This is a genomic window from Brenneria roseae subsp. americana, from assembly GCF_003115815.1.
Classification (GTDB): Bacteria; Pseudomonadota; Gammaproteobacteria; order Enterobacterales; family Enterobacteriaceae; genus Brenneria; species Brenneria roseae.
This window is the reverse complement of the sequence record NZ_QDKJ01000006.1, coordinates 82,788-108,478: the sequence shown is the minus strand read 5'-3', so window position 1 is coordinate 108,478 and position 25,691 is coordinate 82,788. Positions and strand designations below refer to the sequence as shown.

Annotated in this window: 26 protein-coding genes and 1 pseudogene; 16 read left to right on the top strand and 11 right to left on the bottom strand. The window is 51.8% G+C overall.

Annotated elements, in window-relative coordinates; translation table 11 throughout:
- The first annotated feature begins 3 nt into the window (after window positions 1-3).
- The 6 genes and pseudogenes from B4923_RS09430 to B4923_RS09405 all read left to right on the top strand — a co-directional run bounded on the left by B4923_RS09430 (window position 4) and on the right by B4923_RS09405 (window position 7,488).
- Entirely contained in the window at window positions 4-876 is an 873-nt protein-coding gene (locus tag B4923_RS09430; protein WP_109054098.1) for an ABC transporter permease, read from the top strand.
- A complete protein-coding gene (locus B4923_RS09425; RefSeq protein ID WP_109054097.1) occupies window positions 873-1,658 on the top strand; it encodes an ABC transporter ATP-binding protein in 786 nt (261 codons plus the stop codon). Before B4923_RS09430 ends, B4923_RS09425 begins: the two co-directional genes overlap by 4 nt.
- Window positions 1,659-1,813: 155 nt before the next feature.
- Window positions 1,814-3,367, top strand: a complete 1,554-nt coding sequence (gene hutH, locus B4923_RS09420; RefSeq protein WP_109054096.1) for a histidine ammonia-lyase — start codon at window positions 1,814-1,816, stop codon at window positions 3,365-3,367.
- A 14-nt stretch (window positions 3,368-3,381) separates the two neighbouring features.
- Window positions 3,382-5,064, top strand: coding sequence for a urocanate hydratase (gene hutU / locus B4923_RS09415; RefSeq protein ID WP_109054095.1), 1,683 nt, complete (start codon window positions 3,382-3,384; stop codon window positions 5,062-5,064).
- 96 nt (window positions 5,065-5,160) lie between these two features.
- Window positions 5,161-6,294 (top strand): annotated as a pseudogene (hisC, locus tag B4923_RS09410) (histidinol-phosphate transaminase); the annotation flags it as partial.
- Window positions 6,295-6,399: 105 nt separating this feature from the next.
- Window positions 6,400-7,488 (top strand): iron-containing alcohol dehydrogenase family protein, encoded by a 1,089-nt coding sequence (locus tag B4923_RS09405; RefSeq protein WP_109054245.1) that lies wholly within the window; start codon window positions 6,400-6,402, stop codon window positions 7,486-7,488.
- A gap of 83 nt (window positions 7,489-7,571) precedes the next feature.
- Here the strand turns inward: B4923_RS09405 and B4923_RS09400 are convergent, their stop codons facing one another.
- Genes B4923_RS09400 through B4923_RS09390 form a run of 3 tightly spaced genes read right to left on the bottom strand, consistent with a single transcriptional unit; the run spans window position 7,572 to window position 10,155 of the window.
- Window positions 7,572-8,336, bottom strand: coding sequence for an ABC transporter ATP-binding protein (locus B4923_RS09400; protein ID WP_109054094.1), 765 nt, complete (start codon window positions 8,334-8,336; stop codon window positions 7,572-7,574).
- Entirely contained in the window at window positions 8,336-9,145 is an 810-nt protein-coding gene (locus B4923_RS09395; protein ID WP_109054093.1) for an ABC transporter permease, read from the bottom strand. The genes B4923_RS09400 and B4923_RS09395 overlap by 1 nt, the downstream gene beginning before the upstream one ends.
- On the bottom strand, window positions 9,142-10,155 hold the full coding sequence (locus B4923_RS09390) for an ABC transporter substrate-binding protein (RefSeq protein ID WP_109054092.1): 1,014 nt from the start codon (window positions 10,153-10,155) through the stop codon (window positions 9,142-9,144). Before B4923_RS09390 ends, B4923_RS09395 begins: the two co-directional genes overlap by 4 nt.
- Window positions 10,156-10,345: 190 nt before the next feature.
- On the opposite strand from B4923_RS09390, the gene B4923_RS09385 reads away from it, so the two are divergent.
- Window positions 10,346-10,927 carry a hypothetical protein gene (locus B4923_RS09385; protein WP_109054091.1) on the top strand — a complete coding sequence of 194 codons (582 nt, stop codon included), beginning with the start codon at window positions 10,346-10,348 and terminating at the stop codon, window positions 10,925-10,927.
- An 85-nt stretch (window positions 10,928-11,012) separates the two neighbouring features.
- Here the strand turns inward: B4923_RS09385 and B4923_RS09380 are convergent, their stop codons facing one another.
- The gene (locus B4923_RS09380) at window positions 11,013-11,405 is read right to left on the bottom strand and encodes a nuclear transport factor 2 family protein (protein WP_109054090.1); all 393 of its coding nucleotides are present in this window, start codon (window positions 11,403-11,405) and stop codon (window positions 11,013-11,015) included.
- A gap of 97 nt (window positions 11,406-11,502) precedes the next feature.
- On the opposite strand from B4923_RS09380, the gene B4923_RS09375 reads away from it, so the two are divergent.
- Window positions 11,503-12,243 (top strand): AraC family transcriptional regulator, encoded by a 741-nt coding sequence (locus B4923_RS09375; protein ID WP_109054089.1) that lies wholly within the window; start codon window positions 11,503-11,505, stop codon window positions 12,241-12,243.
- Window positions 12,244-12,380: 137 nt separating this feature from the next.
- Complete coding sequence (locus B4923_RS09370) at window positions 12,381-12,608, top strand: hypothetical protein (RefSeq protein ID WP_211313937.1); 228 nt, start codon at window positions 12,381-12,383, stop codon at window positions 12,606-12,608.
- A gap of 269 nt (window positions 12,609-12,877) precedes the next feature.
- On the opposite strand, the gene B4923_RS09365 is transcribed toward B4923_RS09370, so the two are convergent.
- The 3 genes from B4923_RS09365 to pth form a co-directional block, all read right to left on the bottom strand.
- Window positions 12,878-13,495: a Fic/DOC family protein gene (locus B4923_RS09365; RefSeq protein WP_109054088.1), complete on the bottom strand. Its 618-nt coding sequence runs from the start codon at window positions 13,493-13,495 to the stop codon at window positions 12,878-12,880.
- Between the two features lie 221 nt (window positions 13,496-13,716).
- On the bottom strand, window positions 13,717-14,808 hold the full coding sequence (gene ychF, locus B4923_RS09360) for a redox-regulated ATPase YchF (RefSeq protein ID WP_109054087.1): 1,092 nt from the start codon (window positions 14,806-14,808) through the stop codon (window positions 13,717-13,719).
- Window positions 14,809-14,938: 130 nt separating this feature from the next.
- Window positions 14,939-15,526, bottom strand: a complete 588-nt coding sequence (gene pth, locus B4923_RS09355) for an aminoacyl-tRNA hydrolase (protein WP_109054086.1) — start codon at window positions 15,524-15,526, stop codon at window positions 14,939-14,941.
- A gap of 286 nt (window positions 15,527-15,812) precedes the next feature.
- Between pth and ychH the strand changes: the two genes are divergently transcribed.
- Window positions 15,813-16,082 carry a stress-induced protein YchH gene (ychH, locus tag B4923_RS09350; protein ID WP_109054085.1) on the top strand — a complete coding sequence of 90 codons (270 nt, stop codon included), beginning with the start codon at window positions 15,813-15,815 and terminating at the stop codon, window positions 16,080-16,082.
- Between the two features lie 210 nt (window positions 16,083-16,292).
- On the opposite strand, the gene prs is transcribed toward ychH, so the two are convergent.
- From prs to lolB, 3 genes are all read right to left on the bottom strand, one after another.
- Window positions 16,293-17,240: a ribose-phosphate diphosphokinase gene (gene prs / locus B4923_RS09345; RefSeq protein ID WP_146187255.1), complete on the bottom strand. Its 948-nt coding sequence runs from the start codon at window positions 17,238-17,240 to the stop codon at window positions 16,293-16,295.
- Window positions 17,241-17,385: 145 nt separating this feature from the next.
- Window positions 17,386-18,258, bottom strand: a complete 873-nt coding sequence (ispE, locus tag B4923_RS09340) for a 4-(cytidine 5'-diphospho)-2-C-methyl-D-erythritol kinase (RefSeq protein ID WP_109054083.1) — start codon at window positions 18,256-18,258, stop codon at window positions 17,386-17,388.
- 3 nt (window positions 18,259-18,261) lie between these two features.
- Entirely contained in the window at window positions 18,262-18,885 is a 624-nt protein-coding gene (gene lolB, locus B4923_RS09335; RefSeq protein WP_109054082.1) for a lipoprotein insertase outer membrane protein LolB, read from the bottom strand.
- Window positions 18,886-19,117: 232 nt separating this feature from the next.
- Here lolB and hemA point away from each other — a divergent pair, with 232 nt between their 5' ends.
- The 6 genes from hemA to kdsA all read left to right on the top strand — a co-directional run bounded on the left by hemA (window position 19,118) and on the right by kdsA (window position 24,516).
- Entirely contained in the window at window positions 19,118-20,374 is a 1,257-nt protein-coding gene (hemA, locus tag B4923_RS09330) for a glutamyl-tRNA reductase (RefSeq protein ID WP_109054081.1), read from the top strand.
- A gap of 34 nt (window positions 20,375-20,408) precedes the next feature.
- The gene (gene prfA / locus B4923_RS09325; RefSeq protein ID WP_109054080.1) at window positions 20,409-21,491 is read left to right on the top strand and encodes a peptide chain release factor 1; all 1,083 of its coding nucleotides are present in this window, start codon (window positions 20,409-20,411) and stop codon (window positions 21,489-21,491) included.
- Window positions 21,491-22,330, top strand: a complete 840-nt coding sequence (gene prmC, locus B4923_RS09320; RefSeq protein ID WP_109054079.1) for a peptide chain release factor N(5)-glutamine methyltransferase — start codon at window positions 21,491-21,493, stop codon at window positions 22,328-22,330. Before prfA ends, prmC begins: the two co-directional genes overlap by 1 nt.
- Before the next feature lie 44 nt (window positions 22,331-22,374).
- A complete protein-coding gene (locus B4923_RS09315) occupies window positions 22,375-22,767 on the top strand; it encodes a SirB2 family protein (protein ID WP_281261836.1) in 393 nt (130 codons plus the stop codon).
- A gap of 2 nt (window positions 22,768-22,769) precedes the next feature.
- A complete protein-coding gene (gene sirB1, locus B4923_RS09310; RefSeq protein WP_109054078.1) occupies window positions 22,770-23,579 on the top strand; it encodes an invasion regulator SirB1 in 810 nt (269 codons plus the stop codon).
- Window positions 23,580-23,661: 82 nt separating this feature from the next.
- Window positions 23,662-24,516, top strand: a complete 855-nt coding sequence (gene kdsA, locus B4923_RS09305; RefSeq protein ID WP_109054077.1) for a 3-deoxy-8-phosphooctulonate synthase — start codon at window positions 23,662-23,664, stop codon at window positions 24,514-24,516.
- Window positions 24,517-24,648: 132 nt separating this feature from the next.
- Here the strand turns inward: kdsA and ydgH are convergent, their stop codons facing one another.
- Complete coding sequence (ydgH, locus tag B4923_RS09300) at window positions 24,649-25,599, bottom strand: DUF1471 family protein YdgH (RefSeq protein ID WP_109054076.1); 951 nt, start codon at window positions 25,597-25,599, stop codon at window positions 24,649-24,651.
- Window positions 25,600-25,691: the final 92 nt, after the last annotated feature.

The window sequence follows — 25,691 nt, the reverse complement described above, 5'->3', positions numbered from 1 at the left end:
GAAATGAACAGTCCTGTCGATCAGGCCATCGATTCGAACGTCACCACCAGAGAACCGGAACCCTTACCGGCAAGCAAGCCGGTTTGGCATAACCCGATGATGGTGCCCTTACGGCCCGTGGCATCAAGGCTGCGTTGGTTCCTCGGTTTCTGCTTTTTTCTGTTTTTCTTCGGCGTCTGGGCACTGGCGACGTTTACCGGCCTGGTATCACCCACATTTCTGGCCAGCCCGGCCAGTATGTTGGAAGAAGGCGTGCTCCTGTTTACGGATTTCGATTTCTCGACGGATATCGGTATGACAGTCATGCGTGTGCTCGGTGGGTTCGTGCTGGCATCGGTTATCGCTGTGCCGCTGGGGATTCTGATGGGGTCTTACAAACTGATCGAAGCCTTTTTCGAGCCGTTTGTTTCATTCTGCCGTTATCTGCCGGCGTCCGCCTTTGTGCCGCTGCTGATTCTATGGGCCGGTATTGGTGAGATGCAGAAAGTGCTGGTGATTTTCATCGGTTCGTTCTTTCAGATCGCCCTGATGGTGGCGGTCACCGTTGGCGCGGCGCGCCGTGATTTGGTCGAAGCGGCGTATACGCTGGGCGCCACTAACCGGAGTGTTGTGCTACGGGTCATTATTCCCGGCGCGGCGCCGGAAATTGCGGAACTGCTGCGGCTGGTTCTCGGCTGGGCCTGGACTTACGTGATTGTCGCGGAGTTAATCGGTTCATCAAGCGGCATCGGTCACATGATTGTCAACAGTCAGGCACTGCTGAATACCGGGCAGATCATCTTTGGCATTATCGTCATCGGCTGTATTGGTCTACTGTCCGATGTTTTGTTCAAAGCGGCGAATCGTCGCCTGTTTGTCTGGAGTTCGCTGCAATGAACTATCCCAAACTGAGTGTCCGACAGGTTGAACGGATTTTTACCGGCCCGAAAGGCGAGAAAACGCAGGCGCTATTGCCGGTGGATTACACGGTTAATGAAAACGATTTCATTACGATCCTTGGCCCTTCCGGCTGCGGCAAATCCACGCTGTTGCGTATTGTGGCGGGGTTGGATCAACCCACCAATGGGGAAGTGTGGCTGGATGGCAGCCTGGTCGATGGTCCGGGCGCCGATCGCGGCATGGTATTCCAGAGTTACACCCTGTTCCCCTGGCTCACGGTACAGCAAAATATTTGTTTCGGTTTGCAGGAACGCGGCGTCAGTAAAGCGGCACAAAAAGAGCGTAGCGACTATTTTATAAGTAAGGTCGGCCTGCGTGGCTTTGAACACCATTTTCCCCGCCAGCTTTCCGGTGGTATGCAGCAACGGACGGCGATTGCGCGGGCGCTGGCCAATGACCCAAAAATTTTGCTGATGGATGAACCCTTTGGCGCACTGGATAACCAGACTCGGGTCATGATGCAGGAGCTGTTATTGTCGATTTGGGAATCTTCACGCAAGACGGTGTTGTTTGTGACACATGACATTGATGAAGCGATTTTCATGGCCAATAAAGTTGCGATTTTCAGCGCCAGACCGGGACGGATAAAAACGGAAGTGGGGGTGGAATTTCCCTATCCGCGTGATTATCGTCTTAAAACCTCGCCGGAATTTATGACCTTAAAGGCAAGGGTGACGGAAGAAATTCGCGTTGAGACGCTGCAAACGCAAGCACATTAATTTAAATATGCCCAACTACATTTCGAGATACAGGAAGGCGGCAGCCAACGCCCCTGCAATTTGAAAGGTAAAGGGGATAAATATGAACCCGTTCCCGGCAGGCAAGGCTATGCCGGGAATCTTTCTGCATTTACTTGTCTATACAGGATTAGATTATGTCATCTTCTCACTCTGATTTCACTCTTTGCCGCCTGCATCCGGGAAAGGTTGATCTGGCAATGCTTCGAACAATTTATCAATGCGAAAAGGCGCGTATTGAACTGGCGGAAGGCGCGCGGGCGGACGTGCTGGCATCCCAGGAAACGGTAACGCGCATTGTGGAATCAGGAAAGGTGGTATACGGCATCAACACCGGTTTTGGCAAACTGGCGCAAACCCGTATTCCGGCAGAACGTCTGGCTGAACTGCAACGCAATCTGGTGCTGTCGCACAGTGTCGGAGTCGGTCGCTATCTGGCTGACAATGTGGTTCGCCTGATCATGGCAACCAAGGTGCTAAGCCTGTCGCGTGGCCACTCAGGTATCCGCATGGATGTCATTGATGCGTTGATCACCCTGTTTAATCACCATGTCTACCCGTGCATACCGGAGAAAGGCTCGGTTGGCGCATCGGGCGATTTGGCGCCGCTGGCCCATCTTTCGCTGATGCTGATTGGTGAAGGCCAGGTGACCGTCAGCGGCAAAACCATGTCGGCGGTCGATGGGTTGGCCACCGTCGGACTGACGCCGTTTGAACTGGGGCCAAAAGAAGGTCTGGCACTGCTGAACGGCACGCAGGTGTCAACGTCGCTGGCGCTGTCCGGGTTGTTTGAAGCCGAGCGCGTCTTCTCCGCCGGGTTGGTCGCGGGGGCGCTGTCGCTGGAGGCAATTAAAGGATCGGTTAAACCGTTTGATCCGCGTATTCATCAGGCTCGCGGGCAAGCAGGGCAGATTGCGGTCGCCGCCGCGGTATCTTCGCTGCTGGAAGGGAGTGACATTGTCACCTCTCACGCAAACTGCGGACGCGTTCAGGACCCGTATTCCATTCGGTGCGTGCCGCAAGTCATGGGCGCCTGTCTGGACAACCTGCAACATGCCGCGCGTGTTTTACAAATTGAGGCGAATGCCGCGTCCGATAACCCGCTGGTATTTGCCGAAAACGGTGATGTTATTTCCGGCGGTAACTTCCATGCCGAACCTGTGGCGTTTGCTGCGGACATTATTGCGTTGGCCGTAGCCGAGATCGGCGCGATTTCTGAGCGTCGTTTGGCGCTGTTGCTGGATTCCGGTTTATCCGGTCTGCCGCCATTCCTGGTCAATGATGGCGGCGTCAACTCGGGTTTTATGATTGCACAGGTCACGGCAGCCGCGCTGGCCTCGGAGAATAAATCACTGGCGCACCCCGGCAGCGTCGATAGCCTGCCCACCTCAGCCAATCAGGAAGACCACGTTTCTATGGCGACCTATGCGGCGCGCCGCCTTGGCGATATGTGTTTCAACACCAGCGCCGTGGTGGGTATTGAAGCGATGGCTGCTGCACAAGGGATTGATTTTATTCGTCCTTTGCAGAGTTCCCCCATGATTGAGCATGAGCTGAAAATTATTCGCGAAAGGGTGGCCTATCTGGAGCGAGATCGCCTGATGGCGCCCGATGTGGAAGCCATGCGTCTGTGGGCCAGCCGTGATCGCTGGCCTCAGGTCATTGAAGCGTTATTACCAAGTTTTAATTGATAAGGGATCTGACAATGAATTCAACGCAAAAAAATACCGCCTCCCGGGTAATCCGCGCCCCACAAGGCAGCGAATTAAGCTGCCGGAACTGGCTGATTGAAGCGGCATACCGCATGATCCAAAACAATCTTGATCCGAATGTCGCTGAGCGCCCGGAAGATCTGGTGGTTTACGGCGGGATTGGTAAAGCGGCGCGCAACTGGCCGGCCTTTGAAGCCATTCTTGATAGCCTGCGCAAGCTGCGCGAAGACGAAACCTTACTGGTGCAATCCGGTAAACCGGTCGGCGTGTTCCGCACGCATGCCGATGCGCCGCGCGTATTGATTGCCAATTCCAATCTGGTGCCGCACTGGGCCAACTGGGAACATTTCCATGAATTGGACAAAGCCGGTCTGATGATGTACGGACAGATGACGGCCGGATCGTGGATTTATATCGGTGCGCAGGGCATCGTACAGGGAACCTACGAAACGTTTGCCGAAGCGGGTCGCCAGCACTACAACAGCAATTTGCGCGGCAAGTGGATTCTTACTGCCGGTCTGGGAGGCATGGGCGGGGCGCAACCGCTTGCCGGTGTGCTGGCCGGCGCCTGCGTGCTGGCGATTGAATGTCAGGAATCGCGTATTGATTTCCGTATCCGCACCCGTTACCTCGACTATAAGGCTGACAGCATTGATGAAGCGTTAACCATGATCGAAAAGGCGTGCGCTGAAAACAAAGCCATTTCCGTCGGTTTGTTAGGTAACGCGGCGGAACTGATGCCGCTGTTGGTTGCACGAGCGAAAGAAGGCGGTCTCCGCCCGGATATTGTTACCGATCAAACGTCGGCGCACGACCCGCTGAACGGCTATTTGCCGGCAGGCTGGAGCCTCGAAAAATGGCTGGAACTGCGGCAGGCCGATCCTCAGACGGTAGTTCGAGCTGCCCGGGCGTCAATGGCGAAACACGTTCAGGCCATGCTCGATTTCCATGCGATGGGTATTCCCACCGTTGATTACGGCAATAACATTCGCCAGGTGGCGAAAGACGAAGGGGTGGAAAATGCGTTTGATTTTCCCGGCTTTGTCCCCGCTTATATCCGTCCGCTGTTTTGCGAAGGCAAGGGGCCGTTCCGCTGGGTCGCCTTGTCCGGCGATCCGCAAGATATCTATAAAACCGACGCCAAACTCAAAGAACTGTTCCCGGATAACGCCAATCTGATCAACTGGCTGGATATGGCTCGCGAGCGTATCGCATTTCAGGGCCTGCCTGCGCGTATCTGCTGGCTGGGACTGGGGGAACGCCATCTTGCCGGATTGGCGTTCAATGAAATGGTGCGTAATGGTGAACTGAAAGCGCCGATCGTGATTGGCCGTGACCATCTTGATACCGGCTCGGTGGCGTCGCCTAATCGCGAAACGGAAGCGATGAAGGATGGTTCTGACGCCGTGTCCGATTGGCCATTGTTGAACGCCTTGCTGAATACTGCCGGCGGGGCCACCTGGGTCAGCCTGCATCATGGCGGCGGCGTGGGTATGGGCTTCTCACAACATGCGGGGATGGTGATTGTCTGCGATGGCTCTGACGCTGCCGATGCGCGGCTGGCGCGAGTGTTGTGGAACGATCCCGCGACCGGGGTAATGCGTCATGCCGATGCGGGTTATTCGCAGGCAATTGAATGTGCAGAGAAAAATAATTTGAATCTGCCCATGATCTGATTGAAACCCCGTCCGCGGTTTTGTCTTGCGGGCTCAGCATGGTGAGCCCGCGTTTATGCCGGCGTCGGTGCCGCGCGGTGTTATGGAGGAAGCGTGATGGCTTCTGATGTGGAGAGTATTGATTTACAGCAGCTTATTCGTCCTGAATTGTGTGCTTTGGGAACCTACAACGCGGGGCTTTCTGCTGAAGCGGTTAAACAGGCGTATCGCGTGAATCATGTCGCCAAGCTGGCGAGTAATGAAAATCCGCTAGGCGCCAGTCCGAAAGTGGTTGCCGCGTTGCAGGCCGATGCGGTGCACAGCGCCATCTATTCCGATGCTTCCAGTACGGCGCTGCGTATGGCGTTGGCAGCCGAAACCGGCATCGACAGCGACCGGATTATCATTGGCAACGGCTCAGAAGATATCCTGCACATGCTGGCGCTGGCATTTATCAACCCCGGCGATCGCGCCGTCACGCTGTTTCCGTCCTTCGGCCTGCACGAAATTTTTCCGCGCATGATGGGGGCGGAAGTCACGCTGGTTGGTGTGGATGCCCGTCAGCAATTTGATGTTCCCGCGTGGGAAGCGGCGCTTGCCACTCCGGCAAAGCTGGTGATTTTCAGTAATCCCTCGAACCCGGTGGGATGCATACTCGACAAAGCGGGATTCGCACGGGTTATTGATGCCGCGCCGAAAAACAGCGTGCTGGTGATTGATGAGGCCTATTTCGAATTCGGCAACATAAACGCTGATTACCCTGACAGCCTGCGTATGCTGGCGGCGCAGTCGCGTCCGTGGATTGTGCTGAGAACCTTTTCCAAGGCGTATGGCCTGGCCGGGTTACGCGTAGGGTACGGGCTGGCGAGCCACGCCGAACTGATCAATCAGCTCGATCGCGTGCGCACGCCATTTAATATCAACCGTGCCGCACAGGTGGCCGCCGTGGCGGCGCTGGACGACAAACAGCATGTTACCGACAGCATTGCGCTGATCGCAGAGCAAAGAGAGAACATGATCGGCGCGCTGCGTGAGCTTGGTTTCACGGTGGTGCCTTCATTTGCCAACTTTCTGTTTTTCGACTGCGGGCGCTCGAGTCATGGACTGGCACTGCGTTTACTCACCTATGGCGTGATTATCAAACCCTGGCGTGAAGCCGGTTATGAACATTGGGTGAGGGTCTCCGTGGGCAACGAAAACGATAACCAGCGATTTATCGACGGTCTGCATCAGATTCTGCGCGAGGATGCCGCGAAGCTATCGGAACCGGGTATCGAAATCCAACCATACACAGACCAACACAACATCCTTATGATGCGCCGCCCGGCACAGAGTAAGACATTCGGAGAGACCGTTATGCAGGCACAGAACATCCTTTTCCCCGCCCAGATCCTTCGCGGGCCCGGTGTCATTGCGCAACTCGGCGCAATCTGCGCCCAGTGGGGTTCCCGCGCATTATTAATCGGCGGGCATCAGGCGTTGGCTGCGATGGGGGATCAGGTTCGCCAGCAGCTTGATACCAATGCGGTGACGCTAGTGGGTACGGAATGGTTTGGTGGGGAGTGTAGTCAAACGCAGATTGAGCGACTGGCAAAGATCGTACAGCGCAATGATGTCGATGTGATTATCGGCGCCGGTGGCGGTAAATCGCTCGATACCTGCAAAGCGGTTGGTGTGGCAAGCCGTACTCCGGTGATCACGATACCGACTATCGCCGCCACTTGCGCCGCCGTAACGCCACTGACGATTCGTTATCACGACGACGGTCATTTCCTCGATTTATATCCGCTGCCGCAAGCACCGGCAGGCGTGATTATCGACAGCGATCTCCTGGCCACGGCGCCGCTGCGCTGGCTGGCGGCAGGGTTGGGCGATACGCTGGCAAAATGGTATGAATTCCGCGCCATCAGTCGTCATCACTCGTTAAGTGGCGTCGCACGTTCTTCCAGCGCCAATAGCCGGATTTGCTATGATCTGATCGACAGTTATGGCCCCGCGGCCTGTCAGTCGGTGCGGGAGGGTAAGTCGAGTGCTGAACTGGAGCAGGTGCTTGATGCGATTTTCATGTTTGCGGGACTAACGTCGCTGATGAGCAGCGGTGCACATGCGGCAGCCGCTCACGCCATTTATGAAGGTTTTACGGTTTGCGACAAAACCCGGGCGTTTGGTCACGGGTTGCTGGTCGGTTTCGGCAATCTGTGTTTGCTGGCGCTGGAAAATCGTTCAGATGAAGAGCTGCTGGGGGCGATAAAACTGGCCCATGACTGCGCCGTACCTCTACGTTTGCGTGAGATTGCCGATCTGACGGCTGAAGAGCTCGACAGTATCGTAGAGGCTTCGCTCCATGCGCCGGACATGTCGAATATGCCGTTCCCGGTGAGTGCCGGGGCGCTGTACGCGGCGATTAACCGGGTTGAAGGGATGGCGGAGCGCGCCGGGCTTTAGTGGTAACCGACGGCTAAGGCAGCAGGAAGAAAAACAGGGTTATCCTGTTTTTCTTCCTGAATAGGGCAGACGAAATTATCAGGCTAGTGCCGATTGGCGTGACCGTTGCGAATGGCATGCAGAACCTGTCGTTGCAGGTCAGAAAACGCCGGGCTGGCGATCAGATCTTCATGACGTGGGCGCGGTAACGGCACCTCAAACGTTGTCTGAATCGTACCGGGCCCCATCACCACAATACGATCGGAAAGATAGACCGCTTCTTCAATGTCATGGGTAACAAACATGACGGTCAAACGATGCTGTTCCCAGATCCCCGTCAGTAGTTCCTGCATTTGGTGGCGCGTCATCGCGTCGAGTGCGCCAAACGGTTCGTCCATCAGCAGAATTTTGGGGTGGTAAGAAAGGGCGCGGGCAATCGCTACACGCTGCTTCATACCGCCGGAAAGCTCGCTCGGCCAGGCATCGGCAAACGCCGTTAACTGGACCAGGTCAAGATGCTGCTCGGCTTTCTCCCGGCATTCTGCCCGTCCGTATCCGGCGGCGTTCAATGCAAACTCGATATTCTGTCGAGCGGTCAACCACGGTAACAGCGTGTAGGATTGAAACACCACGCCTCGATCGATGCCGGCACCGCGAATGGTTTTTCCGTCTACCTGTACGTCTCCGCTGTCGTAATCTTCCAGCCCGGCAGCGATTGAAAGCAGGGTGCTTTTACCGCAGCCAGACGTACCGACAATCGACACAAATTCGTTGTCGGCAAGTTGCAGGTTGATATCGTGCAGCACTTCGCGCGACTGCTTGCCGACCTGAAAACGCTTGCTCAGATTGGAAATGGTCAGAACAGACATCAGACGCGCCTCTTGTTGTAGCGGAATAACACGCGCTCAGCCGCGCGCATCAACTGATCGCTGATTAACCCTAAAACACCCAGCAGCAGGATATAGCCGATAATGGTGTCGGTGGCGAAGAAACGCTGCGAGACCACAATGCGGTAACCTAAACCAGACGTCGAAGCGACGAGCTCCGCCAGCACCAGCCAGGTCCACGCCCAGCCAAGACTGATGCGCAAAGCGTCCCAGATGCCCGGTAGCGCCCCCGGCAGGACGATGCGGAACAGAATTTTACGATCCGGCATGCCCAGCGTGCGACCCAACCCGACGAAGTCCGCGGGGACGCGTTTCACGGCGTCAATCACCATCAAGACTTGCTGAAAGAAGGTGCCTATCCAGATGATCAGAAACTTCTGCACATCATCCGTACCGGTCCATAGAATGGTCAACGGAACGAAGGCCACCACGGGCATGTAACGGATGAAATCGACCAATGGCTCGGTCAGTGCTTTAAAGAAACCGTAACACCCGGCCAGCATGCCAATAACGATCGCCATTACCGACGAGATCATGAAGGCAATGCTAATACGGTAAAGGCTGCTCTTGATATCGCTCCATAAGGTGCCGTCCTGCGCTAAACTGACCATCTTCAGCCATACATCGCTGAGCTTGGGTAAAAAAATGGCGGGAACGGCGCCGTTACGCGTTGCCAGCCACCACAGCAGGAACAGCACCATAAATAATGCAACGCTGATAGCGATAAACAGTTTGCGTGAAGGCAGCCGGCCAATCACCATCAGGTTCAATGATTTACGACTAACTTTCATGGCTGGCTGTTCACAAAACTGGCGTCAATAACCTGTGCCGCGGTCACCGGTTTAGGAATAAGGCCGGCATCGGTGGCGGCGTGCAGCACATGGGTAAAGGTTTGATTGGCAAAACTGTGGCTGAGAACCTGTTTGTTTTCTGCCAGTGAATAATATTTCACGCCATCAAATGCGGTATCCAGATCGGCAGGCGTTGCGCCCACGGCTTTGGCAATCAGCGCACGGTCAGCCGTCGTGTTGGCCTGATAATGGGTGAGGGCGTCATCCCAGCTTTTGATCAGTGCCGCAACCTGTCCTGGTTTTTCTTTTAGAACAGCATCGCGCACCACGAAAACATCACTGATCAGACCCGGATCGGAGGAGCCGCTGTAAAGTACCTTTAACGATGGGTCCTGTTTTTTCGCGGCTGAAATGTAAGGTTCGTAAGTCACGGCGGCGGTGACCCGTTTGGCGATCAGCGCACTGCCGGCAGAATCCGCCGGCATCGGTACCGGCACGATATCACTCCAGTTCATCCCGGCGGAAGTGACCGCGCTGTGCAATAGGATGTCACTGGTGGCGCCTTCTTCAAAAGCAACCGGTTTGCCTTTCAAATCGGTCAGGCTGGCGATCTCTTTGCTGACCAGCAAAGCATCGGCGCTTTCGCTCTGATCCAGCAGCAGCACGATTTTTATTGGTAAACCGGCAGACACCATTGCCATTGCGGTGTGTGTCGCAATGCTGGCGCCGTCTATCTGTCCGCTGGCCAGCGCGACATTAACGTCTTTATCTTCGGCAAAGTTGATGATATCAACCTTCTCCAACCCGTGTTTGGCGAAGAGGTCATGATGCTGCGCAATGTGCCACTGACCATAACCTAACCACGGTTGAATGCCCATTTTGAAGGCGCCGGGTTCAGGGGCGGTCGCCGCCATCGCAGAGGTGGTTAAAAGCCCTGCGCAGCAGGCCAACGTAATCTTGCGCTTTAATCTGGTAAAAACCGGTTGGTTAAACTTCAGCGAAAGTGACATATTTTTCCTCACAGGTGTCGTAACAAAAAGTCATACATGATACAAGTTTTAAGGTACCGCTTTATCTGGATAAGTATCTGCGCAATGGTGAGAATCAACAACCCATTGTGTAAAAAGTGGTATCTTTTCCTGTCGTTATGGAGACAAGGCGGCCGAAAACCGGCTACCAAAAAATCGAGAGAGAAACGGTATGATAAAAAAAGGGATGTGTACTCTATTGTTGGCGTTGCCGCTATGCAGTTTGGCAGCATTCGGTAATGCTGATCTGATCGCGGGTTATACCTCGCAAGAGCTGGCCACTGCATTACCGGCAAAGGTAATGACGATGACGCAACACGATGTCGTGGTTGACGAACTCAATCACTCGCTGTTATCGGAGTATGTTGACAGCCAGACCGGGAATAAGGCGCTGGTGACGCTTTATACCTTGCCGCTTGATAAGCACGGGAAGGTGCCGGAGGCTTCTCACGACAGCGATCTGGACTTTGTTATTACCAGCACAGAAAAAGAGATGCTTCGCCAGCGAATCCGACCGGATAAACGCGATGTACCGGTTGACGAAACAACCAAATTTCGCTGTTTGCAGAGCGTGTTGAACAATAAAGTGCTGCATTCGCTGTGTTCCATGTTGGTCAAAGGCCGGGTGTTGGAAATTCAGGCGATTAATATGCTGGATAATGCGCAGGATGAGGCTGCCCTTCAGCAGGTGCTCAATCAGCAGAATAGGTTGATTACAGAGATCGGGAAAGCGTTGCTGACGTTTAAAAAATAATGCGTTTAACAAACAGGGCGTTTAGTGTCCGATTGCGGCGGGTTGCCGGAGCTGTCGCCGCATTTATATTTTGCTTTATGGATAATCAGTGAGTGCTTCCCAGGCGCTTATCCTCTTCGGAGCCACTGATTAGCCGGGTTAATTCATGACAAATAACGATACGTTCATTTTTCAATGTAAAACTGGCAAAGACCTCTGTAAGAGCACGCTCGCCATTCTTTTTGGATACGTTCACCAGATGGTGCGTCAAAACCTGATTTCCTTGCTCGGCGATAGTCAGGATTTTTAGCTCCATAGATTCGGTGATCTGCTTTAGCTTTGCCATATGCGCGATAAAGTTATCGTAATCAAGCTCAATGCCATTAACTGTCTGATGATAATCCGAAGCGAAAAAGGATTTTATGGTTTGTTCATCATGATCTGGTCGTGAAATAACGGCTTCAAGCGCCCGGGTAACGCGTTGGATGTTGTTTTCCATTCTGTCTTCCTCATAATTGGTTGTACATGAAGAAGATTACCGCCAGACTGGGAATGCAAGTTAACCGTAGTAAGACAATGAATACGGCAAATCGGCCATGATCATAGAAAGTATACAACCACTGCATCATTCTTCTAAGCACACCACACACTGGCACCAGCACCCAACAGGGCAGATATACTGGATCACACGCGGTATGGTCATGGTTGAGACTGAACAAATGAAGTGGGCTTTGACTCCCGGATCTGTAGGATGGTTTCCCCCGGACTTGCCACATTATGCCTGGATGCCGGTTAACGCACAGGGCGCCAGTCTGCACTTCAGTGCCGGATTCTGCGATTTGCTCCCATCCTTACCCTGCATTCGAGCCGCATCCCCATTTTTACTTCTGTTGCTCAAAAAAATCAGCGAAAAGGAGGCAACCGACAATAATCCGGAACGTTTGGAGCACTTATTACAGGTTATGGTTGATGAGATCCAACTTGCTGACACCGCACCGTCGCAATTAATCCTTCCCAGTGACAGCAGAGCAAAACAGGTTGCGCAAAAAATATTAACCGGCTCTGATTGTGATTTGACCCAGACAGTATTAGCAAAACAAGCCGGGCTGAGTGTAAGAACATTAAGCCGCCTCTTCATTCAGCAGACGGGGTTTACATTCAGTCAGTGGAGGCAAAAAGCAAAGGTAATTATGGCGCTTGAACATTTGCTATGCGGTGAGCCAGTCTGTCAGGTAGCACAATCATCAGGTTATGAGAATGTAAGTTCCTTTATTGCCGTTTTCAGGCGTTTTATGGGAATGACGCCCGGGCAATTTCAATCAATGGCCTTTAAGTAGGTTTAATTGTCGCCTAATACAAATATTTTGCGTTTGTTCCTACTCAAGTGAGGTCATATGGTCATTTCAGAAACAGAATTCCGGCATGATAAACACTCCGCCTGAACGCCGCACTAAATGACCGAGAATCCGATGAAATGCGCAATGGTTTCAGAACCGCTATATACAACTCACGAGGTGCTCATTTTGTTGATCCAACCGGAAAGCAGGAGAAAGAGCTTGCTGAACAGTTCAGGAGTAAAGCTGAAGAGGTAGAAAATGCAGGGTTCCAGCGTTTTGCAGTCACTTTGCGGGATTTGGCTGATAGTTATGTTCGTGAGGCTGAAAGAGTCATTGACGATCATAAAACCATGGGGTTCGTCTAAGGTTGCAGAGGTTGAGGGGGAACGTGATGTTGTTTCAAAGTTTTGGTATACTATTTGCGTTATAGTTTCTTGCGTAACTGCATTGGATGTAGAGAGGGCTTAATGATCAATAACAGAAAAAAAGAGCATGCAACTTATGCTAAACCTTCTCGCTCGGACATTATTCGTTCTGTGGCGACATCAACGGCCGTCGAAACCGGGCAACCATCAGCTAGCGTCGAAGCCTCGCTTGAAGCCGTACGCAAGAAGTTCGCGCATCTTCGCCTTGCTTAATTCCTTTTTATTCCCTTACTGACCCAGTGTTTCATCGGCTCGTAGTCCATTGACATGCCTGCATGAATAGCCGAGATATACTGGGTTTTGTTCTGCTCCCAGCTTTGATAATCCAGTGGTTTAAAACCAGCCTGAACCGCCATCACATCGGCTAATAGTCGCGACAAGCGCCCGTTTCCCTCTCTGAATGGATGGATGAGTATCAGTTCGACATGAGTTATGGCGATAGCGGTGATGAGTTGTTCTTCGTTCATGCTGCTACATGGGGTGTAATGCGCAAGATACTTGGTGTCGAATTCGTTCAGCAATTTTGACAATTGTGCTGAGGGTGCAAACATAAAACCACCCCTGCTGATATTCACAGTTCTTTCCTGTCCAGCCCATTCGTAGATGTTACCTAACCAGCGGCGGTGCCAGCTTTTTAGGAGAGCTACGCTGAGTTGCCCTTCCGGGAACTGTTCTTCAAAAACGGACTGGTAGAGTTGTTCTAATAGGACAAGTTCCGCCTCATCTATCTCATCGGAAGCTGCGATACCCAGCTTATTGGCCAAAACCTGCTCGCCAGAGTCTTTCTCATATTGGCCTTCGTTTCCGGAAACGTCGTATCGGCTCATGAGTATGCTCGGTAATGGTGACTGGGTGAAGTGAAAGTATAACGTTCAGCGAGTATTGTAACAATAATCGTAAAATCAGATGGTTAATAAAATGTAGGTTGAAGTGTGGCTTTTTCTTGTCAGATGCTATAAAAAGAAAAATCCACACAAATGCGTGGATTTTAAAGGGATTTTTAGTCTTCACGAAATGCATTGAGATCCCATGAGACAATAGAAGCAATTTAGACGTTAAACAGGAAGTTCATTACGTCGCCATCTTTTACGATGTACTCTTTACCTTCTGAACGCATTTTCCCGGCTTCTTTTGCGCCTTGCTCACCTTTATAGGTGATGAAGTCTTCGTAGGAGATGGTTTGCGCGCGGATAAAGCCTTTTTCAAAATCAGTGTGGATCTTGCCTGCCGCCTGCGGAGCGGTGGCGCCAACCGGAATGGTCCAGGCGCGAACTTCTTTCACGCCCGCGGTGAAGTAGGTTTGCAGGTTCAGCAGTTCGTAGCCTGCGCGGATCACGCGGTTCAGTCCCGGTTCTTCCAGACCCAGTTCCGCCATAAATTCAGCACGGTCGGCATCGTCCAGTTCAGCGATGTCGGATTCTACGGCCGCGCACACGGCTACGACGACAGAACCTTCTTTCGCCGCGATTTCACGGACTTTATCGAGGTATGGATTATTGTCGAAACCGTCTTCGTTAACGTTAGCGATATACATGGTTGGTTTCAACGTCAGAAAGCTCAGGTAGCGGATGGCGGCTTTGTCTTCATCCGTCAAATCCAGCGAACGCAGCATTCCCGCATTTTCCAGCTGCGGCAGGCATTTTTCCAGCGCGGCCAGCTCAGCCTTGGCATCTTTATCGCCGCCTTTAGCTTTTTTCTGTACGCGATGTATCGCACGTTCGCATGTGTCGAGATCGGACAACGCCAGTTCGGTATTGATGACCTCAATGTCGTCTACCGGGTCAACCTTATTATTCACATGGATAATGTTGTCGTTTTCAAAACAGCGCACGACGTGGCCGATGGCTTCCGTTTCACGGATGTTGGTCAGGAACTGGTTACCCAGACCCTCACCTTTAGAGGCGCCTTTTACCAGACCGGCGATATCAACAAACTCCATGGTCGTGGGAAGAATACGCTGTGGCTTGACGATTTCAGCCAGTTTATCCAGACGCGGATCCGGCATTGGCACCACGCCGGTATTCGGCTCAATGGTACAAAACGGGAAGTTGGCCGCTTCGATACCGGCTTTGGTCAACGCATTGAACAGAGTGGATTTACCGACGTTAGGCAGCCCGACGATACCGCATTTGAATCCCATGTTTATATCACCTTAAATAACTTATTAATCAGACAATTACTTTTGATTGTCTGTCAGAATGAAAATATTCCGGCAGATTATACACGGAATGACGATTTATCTCGATCCGCCATCCGCATCGGCGGGTGAATTATACCGCTTTGAATGCGTGTAACCGGTTCATGGCTTTCACCATATCTTCCTGCAACAGGACTTCCGTACAGCGAATGGCTTCATCAATGGCACCATCAATCAGCGTCTGTTCGCTGACAGGCGGTTTTCCCAATACAAAACCGGTAACCTTGCTTTTATCGCCTGGATGCCCGATACCGATACGCAAACGATGAAAGTTAGGATTATTGCCCAGCTTACTGATGATGTCTTTCAGACCGTTGTGACCGCCGTGACCGCCGCCCAGTTTTAGTTTGGCAATCCCTGGAAGTAAGTCCAGTTCATCGTGGGCAACCAGAATTTCATCCGGCTGAATACGGTAGAACGTCGCCATTGTCGCGACGGCTTTGCCACTGAGATTCATAAAGGTTGTCGGAACCAGCAGGCGAATGTCATGCCCGGCCAACGTCAAACGTGATGTATAACCGAAGAATTTGCTCTCTTCTTTCAGCGGTTGACGATAGGTGTCGGCCAGACGATCAACGTACCAGGCACCCGCGTTATGGCGGGTTGCAGCATATTCAGCACCGGGATTCGCCAGCCCAACAATTAATTTAATGCTACTCACGGTAATATTCCAAATTACACAGTATCCATGAAGGGCGCTAGTTTACACATAGGGGCGGTTGAACGCCAAATATCCAGCATAAAGGGTATAAATCGTATACCTCATGGCCACTATTCAATTTTTTGTTTATTTATTTGTTTAAACGTAAAAAAATATTACTTTATCCCTGTATCTGTGATCCTCCCCGCAATCATCCGACCACTTCATTGTCTATAATTACACCAAGACAAGAAGAGCGACCGGGTAGCAATCTTATTCATCCGCAGAGTTTATCTGGAGGTGACAGATGAAACGTAAGAATGCAACACTATTGGGTAATGTCCTGATGGGGTTAGGGATGGTCTTGATGGTCGGCGGAATCGGTTATTCCATTATCAGCCAGTTTCCTGAATTCAAGATGCCCAGTTATATGACTTATATCGACCTGGTAGGGATTTTTGCCGGTGCTATTTTCTGGCTGGTCGGTGCACGTATTAGTGGACGTGAAGAGGTGGCGGATCGTTATTGGTGGGTCAAGCATTTTGACAAACGCTGTCGCCGTCAGCGCCATTCCTGAATCCCATATCTAAGCTGAATTTTGAAGGCTGCCAGAGCGCTTGCTGTGGCGGTTTTTTTTATTTTTAAACCTTTCCGCTATCCATCTTTTTTATGGCATAACGATTTGGCGCGGATAACTCTCGCCATATTTCCCTTAAATATGACAAAACCACCGTTTTACCGGTGGTTTTGTTTATCGTCAGGAAACCAATAGGTTGGTTTAAAACGATTAATGCTCAAACATGGCAGAGATTGATTCTTCGTTGCTGATGCGACGAATCGCTTCGGCCAGCATGCCTGACAGGGTCAACGTACGCACATTTGGCAACGATTTGATGTGATCGGTAAGCGGAATGGTATCGCACACAATCACTTCATCAATGACGGAGCTTTTAATGTTGTCATACGCGTTGCCTGAGAAAATCGGGTGCGTAGCGTAGGCGAATACGCGTTTGGCACCACGCTCTTTCAATGCTTCCGCGGCTTTGCACAGGGTGCCGCCAGTATCGATCATATCGTCAACCAGGATACAGTCACGACCGGCAACGTCGCCGATGATATGCATAACCTGAGATACGTTGGCACGTGGACGACGCTTATCAATGATTGCCATATCGGTATCATTGAGCAGCTTGGCAATGGCGCGGGCGCGGACGACGCCACCAATATCCGGGGAAACCACGATAGGGTTTTCCAGATTTTGTTGCAGCATATCTTCCAGCAGGATAGGACTACCGAAAACGTTATCAACTGGAACGTCAAAGAAGCCTTGAATCTGTTCTGCGTGCAGATCTACCGTTAACACGCGGTCAACACCTACGCTGGACAGGAAATCGGCAACCACTTTGGCGGTGATTGGCACACGGGCAGAACGAACCCGGCGATCCTGGCGAGCATAACCAAAATAAGGAATAACAGCGGTGATACGTCCCGCGGAAGCGCGACGCAGAGCATCAACCATAACAACCAGTTCCATCAGGTTGTCATTGGTGGGTGCGCAGGTGGACTGGATGATGAAAATATCACCACCGCGTACATTTTCATTGATTTGCACGCTGACTTCGCCATCGCTAAAACGACCGACTGCGGCGTCGCCAAGGCTGGTGTACAAACGGTTGGCAATACGTTGTGCTAGTTCCGGGATGGCGTTACCAGCAAAAAGCTTCATATCAGGCACGAGAAGAACCTCAGGCTTGCGTCCAGAGAAATATTGTACCTGATTGCCTTTGGGAGCAGGGCGCAATAACAGGCACAATATGCATACGGGTGTATGAATCAGGCTTGATAAAACACGCTTAACAGCAAAACGCTATTATCAAAACCTAAAGTTGCCCGGAAAGTGTACGTTGCAACGGAGAGACATTAACGCCTCGCGCGACAAACCCATTCAACCATTCCGGGGCCTGGTCAAGCACCTGACGGGCTTCGGACTCGGTGTCGAATTCAGCAAACACACAAGCCCCCGTTCCGGTCAGGCGCGCCGGAGCGTATTCTAACAGCCATGAAAGTAGCTGTTCAACCTCACGAAAACGTTTTCTTACGATAGCTTCACAATCATTGACGAAGGTCTGTTTTAATAACGTTTCTAAAGACCGCACTGGAGAATCCCGTTTTAGCTGTGGATCGCCAAAAATAAGCGGGGTGGCGATGCTGATCCCTGGATGGGCAACCAGATACCACTTCTCCGGCGGGGATGCCGATGTCAGTTTTTCGCCGACACCTTCCGCAAATGCGGCATGGCCCCGAACGAACACCGGAACATCGGCACCGAGTTGTAAGCCCAGCGTTGCCAGTGTATCCGTATCCAATCCGCATTCCCACAAATGATTCAGCGCAACCAGCGCCGTGGCGGCATTGGAAGAACCGCCGCCCAGTCCTCCGCCCATCGGCAGACATTTATCAATATGGATATCCGCACCGAAACGGACGGGATGAATGCCATGACCTAAACAGTGTTGTTGCAAAAGTCGGGCGGCGCGAACGATCAGATTTTGCTCGTTCTCAACATCTTTCAGCGGTGTGAGCAGATTAATGCTGTCGTCCTGACGGCGTGTAATGGTCAGCGTGTCGCCGTAATCCAGAAACTGAAACAACGTTTGCAGCAGATGATAACCATCCGTCCGACGGCCGGTAATATAAAGGAACAGATTGAGCTTGGCGGGCGAAGGCCACTTTTCAATGCAATTGGGCTGCATGGCTTAATTTACCGTCCAGTTATCCATTTTTAACTTGATGCGCTGTTCCCCCTGAACGAGTTCGAGACTTTCCGGCAGAGGCGGGGTGATCTTCCGGTTGTAACTCTGATAGTTGACGGTCCAGCTTTGATTCCCCTGACGATAGGTCAGTTTATTCAGCAGAAACTGATCGTCGAGAGTGAAGTCGGTCGCATCCCCCGGCAGGCCAATGATCCACTGACGCAAGTTGTTGAGGGGGATCGCCATGCCGGTCAACTGCTGCACCATATATTCGGCATCCTTGCCCTCGTAGCGTTTTCCCTGATTATCCGTAATCTGTACGCTACCCGGTTGAGTGCGTAGTTCCAGTTCTGTACTGCCCAGCGGGTTGGTCAGCAGCAGGCGATAACGTTGCGCAGACGATTCCTGCCAGAAAAAACGCGCATATAGTTTTTTACTATCGGAAAGATAGGCAAAGGAACCCCGGGTCTGATATTGGCTCAATTGCTGTACTTTTTGCTGATGCTGTTGCCACTCTGGCGAGGTCGGACTTTTCCCCGGTCCGGTGGGTTGATTGAGGCTACAGGCGGTCAGTAACAGGCTGGCTAACGGCAGCAACCGCAGGTAACGGACGGTATTTATTGGCATATCGCTTGATCCTATCAATCGTATTATGTACCACAGGTGTGTCACGCTAACGGGCTTGTCGCTCAGCGTCAACGTTTGTTATTTCACCGCGACGCAGGTTATTTCCTGCCATAGAGTATATACCTCATATGAGCCGCATCACGCGCCGTCGCTTTTCTTGCTTCCCCGCATCAAGTAGAATGCCTTTCAGACGAAACCCATACTAACACCGGTATTACTCAAGAATTGTTCAATGACCCTGCTTGCGCTTGGTATTAATCACAAAACTGCTCCTGTTTCTTTGCGGGAACGTGTTGTTTTCTCGCCGGATACGCTGGGGAAGGCTCTCGACAGCTTGTTACAGCAGCCGCTGGTGCAAGGCGGAGTGCTGTTGTCGACGTGTAACCGTACCGAACTGTATCTGAGCGTTGACGAGCAGGAAAACCAACTTGAACAATTAATTGAGTGGCTGTGTCAATACCATCATTTGGATCAGGGTGAAGTTCGCCAGAGCCTCTACTGGCATCAGGATAACGCCGCGGTCAGTCACCTGATGAGAGTCGCCAGCGGGCTGGATTCATTGGTGCTGGGCGAACCTCAGATTCTGGGACAGGTAAAGAAAGCCTTTGCCGAATCGCAGCGCGAGCAGTCGCTTTCCGGCGAACTTGAGCGATTATTCCAGAAATCGTTTACCGTGGCCAAACGGGTTCGTACTGAAACCGACATTGGAGCCAGCGCGGTATCGGTGGCTTTTGCCGCCTGTACCCTGGCGAGACAGATTTTTGAATCTCTGACCGAGGTTAACGTGCTGTTGGTCGGTGCGGGAGAAACGATAGAACTGGTTGCCCGTCATCTGCGTGAACATCAGGTTCAACGCATGGTCATCGCCAACCGTACCCGAGAACGCGCGCAGGCGCTGGCGATGGAAGTCGGTGCGGAAGTCATCACGCTGGCCGAGCTCGATGAACAACTTGCCCATGCGGATATTGTCATCAGTTCGACAGCCAGTACGTTGCCAATTATCGGAAAAGGAATGATGGAAAGGACGCTAAAAGCCAGACGTAATCAGCCAATGTTGATGGTGGATATCGCGGTTCCACGCGATATTGAACCGGAAGTTGGCAAGTTGCCTAACGTCTATCTTTATAGCGTTGATGATTTGCATGCCATTATTCAACATAATCTTGCACAGCGTAAAGCGGCGGCCATTCAGGCTGAATCCATTGTTCAGCAGGAAAGCTCCGACTTTATGGCCTGGCTGCGATCGCAGTCCGCAGTGGAAACCATCCGTGATTACCGGGCGCAGGCTGATGAAGTGCGCGCGGAAATGACCGCCAAAGCGCTGGCGGCCATACAGCAGGGTAACGATGTAGAAGCGGTGATTCAGGAACTGACGCACCGGTTAACCAATCGTTTGATCCATGCACCTACCAAATCCCTTCAGCAGGCAGCTCGTGATGGCGATCTGCAGCGTTTACAAATTTTACGCGACAGCCTTGGGCTGGACTAGCATTCATCTCTCTTAACAGGATTTAACCGCCCGCATGAAGCCTTCTATTGTTGCTAAACTGGAAGCGTTACAAGAACGCCATGAAGAAGTTCAGGCGCTACTTGGTGAGCCCAGCGTCATTGCTGATATGGACCGTTTTCGGGCCTTGTCGCGTGAATACGCGCAGCTCACTGATATTACTCGCTGTTTCCAACAATGGCAGCAGGTACAAGAAGATATACAGACCGCAGAATTGATGCTGGATGATGCGGAAATGCGTGAAATGGCTCAGGATGAATTAAAGCAGGCCAAAACCGCCAATGACGCGTTGGAACAGCAACTTCAGGTGCTGCTGTTGCCGAAAGATCCCGATGATGAGCGCGGTTGCTTTCTGGAAGTGCGGGCCGGAACCGGCGGGGATGAAGCGGCGATCTTTGCCGGCGATCTTTTCCGCATGTACAGCCGTTACGCCGAGGCTCGCCGCTGGCGAGTTGAAATCATGAGCGCCAGTGACGGCGAACATGGCGGATATAAAGAAGTGATCGCAAAAGTATCCGGTGATGGTGTTTACGGCCAGCTTAAGTTTGAATCAGGCGGCCACCGCGTTCAACGCGTTCCGGCAACTGAATCTCAGGGACGTATTCACACCTCCGCGTGCACCGTGGCGGTGATGCCGGAAATTCCGGAAGCCGAACTGCCGGAAATCAGCCCGGCCGATTTACGTATTGACACCTTCCGTTCCTCGGGGGCGGGCGGACAGCACGTTAATACCACTGATTCCGCTATTCGTATTACCCACCTGCCCACAGGCATTGTTGTGGAATGTCAGGACGAACGTTCACAGCACAAAAACAAGGCCAAAGCGCTATCCGTGCTGGGCGCCCGTATCCGGGCGGCAGAAATGCAAAAACGCCAGCAGGAAGAGGCCTCTACTCGCCGTAATCTGCTTGGCAGCGGCGATCGTTCAGACCGTATCCGTACTTACAATTTCCCACAGGGAAGGGTGACGGACCATCGCATTAACCTGACGCTTTACCGTCTGGATGAAGCAATGGAAGGGAAACTGGATATGCTGATTCAGCCTGTGGTGCAGGAATATCAGGCCGATCAGCTTGCGGCGCTATCCGAGCAGGAATAATGAATTATCAAGCCTGGTTAACCTCGGCGACGGCGCGTCTTGCCGCCGGGGAAAGTCCGAAACGCGATGCAGAGGTGCTGCTGGGGTTTGTCACGGGCAAGGCGCGTACGTTTCTGGTGGCGTTTGGCGAGACAATGTTGACGGAAACGCAGTTGCAACGGCTGGAATCCTTGCTGGCACGGCGGATGAACGGTGAGCCTGTCGCCTATCTGACCGGTGAGCGCGAGTTTTGGTCAATGTCGCTTGCCGTATCGCCTGCGACATTGATTCCTCGTCCGGATACAGAATGTCTGGTTGAACAGGCATTGCAGCGGCTGCCATCCGGAACCGCCGCCAGTGTACTGGATTTAGGTACCGGCACGGGGGCGATTGCATTGTCTATCGCCAGTGAACGTCCGGATTGCCAGGTAACGGGAATTGACGTTCAACCGCAAGCCGTCGCGTTGGCTCAGCATAATGCAGACCGGCTGAACATAAAGAATGTTCGATTCCTGCAAGGCGACTGGTTTTCGCCGCTGGCATCGATGCGTTTTACGTTGATTGTCAGTAATCCGCCTTACATTGATGCAGCAGATAGTCATCTTTCCCAAGGCGATGTGCGTTTTGAGCCTGCCAGCGCATTGATTGCCGCAGAAGGCGGGCTGGCCGATCTGCGCTTCATCATTGAAAACTCGATGGGTTATTTGCAACCGGACGGTTGGCTGGTGCTGGAGCATGGCTGGCGGCAAGGCGCGGTGGTTCGTCAACTTTTGCAACAGAAGGGGTTCGCACACGTTGAAACCTGTCAGGATTATGGCGGCAATGACCGCGTTTCGCTCGGACAGTTTTCGCTCGGATAATGGACGAAAACAATAACAACACGATGATTCAGGAGTAAACTCGCGTGGTGCTTTTTCTGGGTTTTGCCTATTTGCATATGATCACTGTCGGCGCCAGTCTTTTTCTGTTTGTACTGCGCTTTTTTTGGTTATGCCGCCAGTCGGCAGTGTTGCAGCAACGCTGGGTGAAAATACTCCCGCATATTAATGATACGTTGCTGCTGCTCAGTGGGTTAGCTTTAGTTTTCATTAATCATGTTTATCCGTTTACCGCTGAACAAAGCTGGCTGACGGAAAAATTGTTTGGCGTTATTATTTATATCTTCCTTGGCTCGATCGCCTTGGGGAAACGCCCACGCAGCCAGAAAGTTCGCTGGCTGGCGTTTATATTCGCCTTGGTATGCTTTTATCTGGTTATGCAGATTTCGCTTACTAAGTTACCGCTGCTGATGGAATAACTATGAGTTCTATTGCTGATTTTGAATTCAACCGTTCACCGTTAAGTGAAGGTGTCGTATTAGTTTCACAGGCCATCCGCCGTGACTTCCCCGCCCAGAATGTGCGGCAAAATCTGCAACAGCTGGTTGATGAAGCTCGTTCTGTTATCGCTGACGATCTTGAACAGGATCTGCAACTTGAGAAATTGATTGAGCTTTTTTTTCACACCTGGGGATTTGGCGGAGCCAGCGGAGTATATCGGCTTTCCGATGTGCTGTGGCTGGATAAAGTGCTTGAGTCGCGTCAGGGGATGCCGGTTTCTTTAGGCGTGATTTTTCTGCATATCGCCCATGAACTCGGCCTGCCGCTGCTGCCCGTGATTTTCCCGACCCAGTTGATTCTACGGGCTGATTGGCTGGATGAAGAGATATGGCTGATCAACCCGTTAAATGGCGATACGCTGAGTGAACACATTCTGGATGTATGGCTCAAAGGCAACATTGGTCCGTCATCTCAGTTGATGGATGAAGATCTGGATGAAGCCGAGAATGTGCTCATTGTGCGTAAGATGCTTGATACGCTGAAAGTCGCGCTTATGGAAGAAAAACAGATGGAGTTGGCCCTGCGAGCCAGTGAAGCGGTATTGCAGTTTGATCCGGATGATCCCTATGAAATCCGCGATCGCGGCCTGATTTACGCACAACTGGATTGCGATCATATCGCGTTGTCCGATCTCAATTATTTTGTTGAGCAGTGTCCTGAAGATCCGGTGAGTGAAATGATCAAGGTTCAGATTCACTCCATAGAACAAAAGCACATTGTTTTACATTGATATTGTTTTACATGGACACGGTTTTGCACGAGTTCATTTTTAATTTATTCAATTTCGAGTTATCCGACATTAAGGTAAAAGTATGAAGAACAAAGTGGTCAAGGTAAGGGATATCCCGGTTGCCAACGATTTGCCTTTTGTACTGTTTGGCGGCATGAATGTACTTGAATCACGCGATCTGGCGATGCGTATCTGTGAGCATTACGTCACGGTAACTCAAAAACTGGGCATCCCATACGTATTTAAAGCCTCATTCGACAAGGCTAATCGTTCCTCAATTCATTCTTACCGTGGGCCAGGTCTGGAAGAAGGCATGAAAATCTTTCAGGAATTGAAGCAGACTTTCGGCGTAAAAGTCATTACCGATGTTCACGAATCCTATCAGGCGCAGCCTGTGGCCGATGTGGTGGACGTTATTCAATTGCCGGCGTTTCTGGCGCGCCAGACCGATCTGGTTGAAGCCATGGCTAAAACGGGTGCCGTTATTAACGTGAAGAAACCCCAGTTTGTCAGTCCGGGCCAGATTGGGAACATCGTCGATAAATTCATTGAAGGCGGTAACGATCAGATCATTCTGTGCGATCGCGGCAGTAATTTTGGCTACGATAATCTGGTCGTGGACATGTTGGGCTTTAATGTGATGAAGCAGGCTTCCAACGGCTGCCCGGTGATCTTTGACGTGACTCATGCGCTGCAATGTCGCGACCCGTTTGGTGCGGCATCGGGTGGTCGCCGTGCGCAGGTGACGGAACTGGCTCGCGCGGGTATGGCGGTCGGTCTGGCTGGACTCTTTATCGAAGCGCATCCGGATCCGGCCAATGCAAAGTGCGATGGACCTTCCGCACTGCCATTGGATAAGCTGGAACCCTTCCTGCAACAGATCAAAGCCATTGATGAACTGGTGAAAAGCTTCCCTGAGTTGGATACCAGTAACTAAGCGACTTCAATGCAGTGAGATGCAGGTGCCATTTGCATCTGGTTGTCGCTGATGAACAAAATGAAAAAACCCGCGGCTATGCGGGTTTTTTCATTTTAGTTTACCCCTCGGAAGAGGAGGTAACCAGAACGATTATTTATACAGATCGGCGCTGATTGTCATGTTGTTGCCATTATTTTGCGCCTGTTTGGTAATGTGGTAGTACTTGGCGCCTTTTTGCGCGGCACGTTTGGCAACCGCCTCAGAAACAGCCGGTATAGTGGCGAAATTGCCGCGGAAGGTAATGGAATCAAACGGGACCATCTGCGCCGCGGTGGCGTTGTTAAGCTCTTCGATTTTTGTACCGTCGGCAAGCGTTACCGTGTAACGACCACCTTTTGATGACTGGGTCTCGAAGAAATTACCAATGTTGCGGCTCGGGCTACCGGAGTTGGCTACGCCGGGGATTTCTACTTTGGCGGCTTCCGCTCCGCCTGCTGCCAGTGCCGCCCGGCCGGCATCGGAATCAGCCGGGATCGCATCCGTACTTTGAATCTGACGTTTTGGCGCATCGGCTTTATAAACGTAAGCCGTAACTTTCTGATTAGCGCCGTCGGAATTCACATCAATCTGACGCACAATATAGAAGGAGTCAGCATTTTTATCTTTTGCCGCTTTTGCGATGGCATCATTCAGATCGGGCTGGCTGCGGAAGAAACCGCTAACGGTGACCGTATCAAACGGCTCCAGAGCGTAAGCCTCATCTTTTGGCAGCTCTTTCACACCATAAAACGTGCGGTACTCGACTTTCTGGTCTACCTTCGGAGCATCTTTATGATAGAGATCGACCGTTACATTCCAGTTACCGCGAGAATTGACGTCGGTCATGCTCTGAACATAAAACGACTCGGCGCCTAATTTATCTGCACGCTTTGATGCCGCGGCCACGGCGTCGTTTATGGCATTAAAACGCCCCATAAAGGAAATTCGCTCAAATGGTTTTAGCGATTCAGCCTGTTCCGGCGTGAGTTCCCGTGCTGCGTGCGCTGAAAATGCAGCTAATGAAAGTAACGTGGATACAATAACAGTAGTCTTCAGCTTCATAAAAAATCCTTTCGCCTGATGCATTTGGTTTACAACTTACTGAGCGATCAAGATGTAACAGAATAGTCGCCGATTATCGCACGGAATAAACC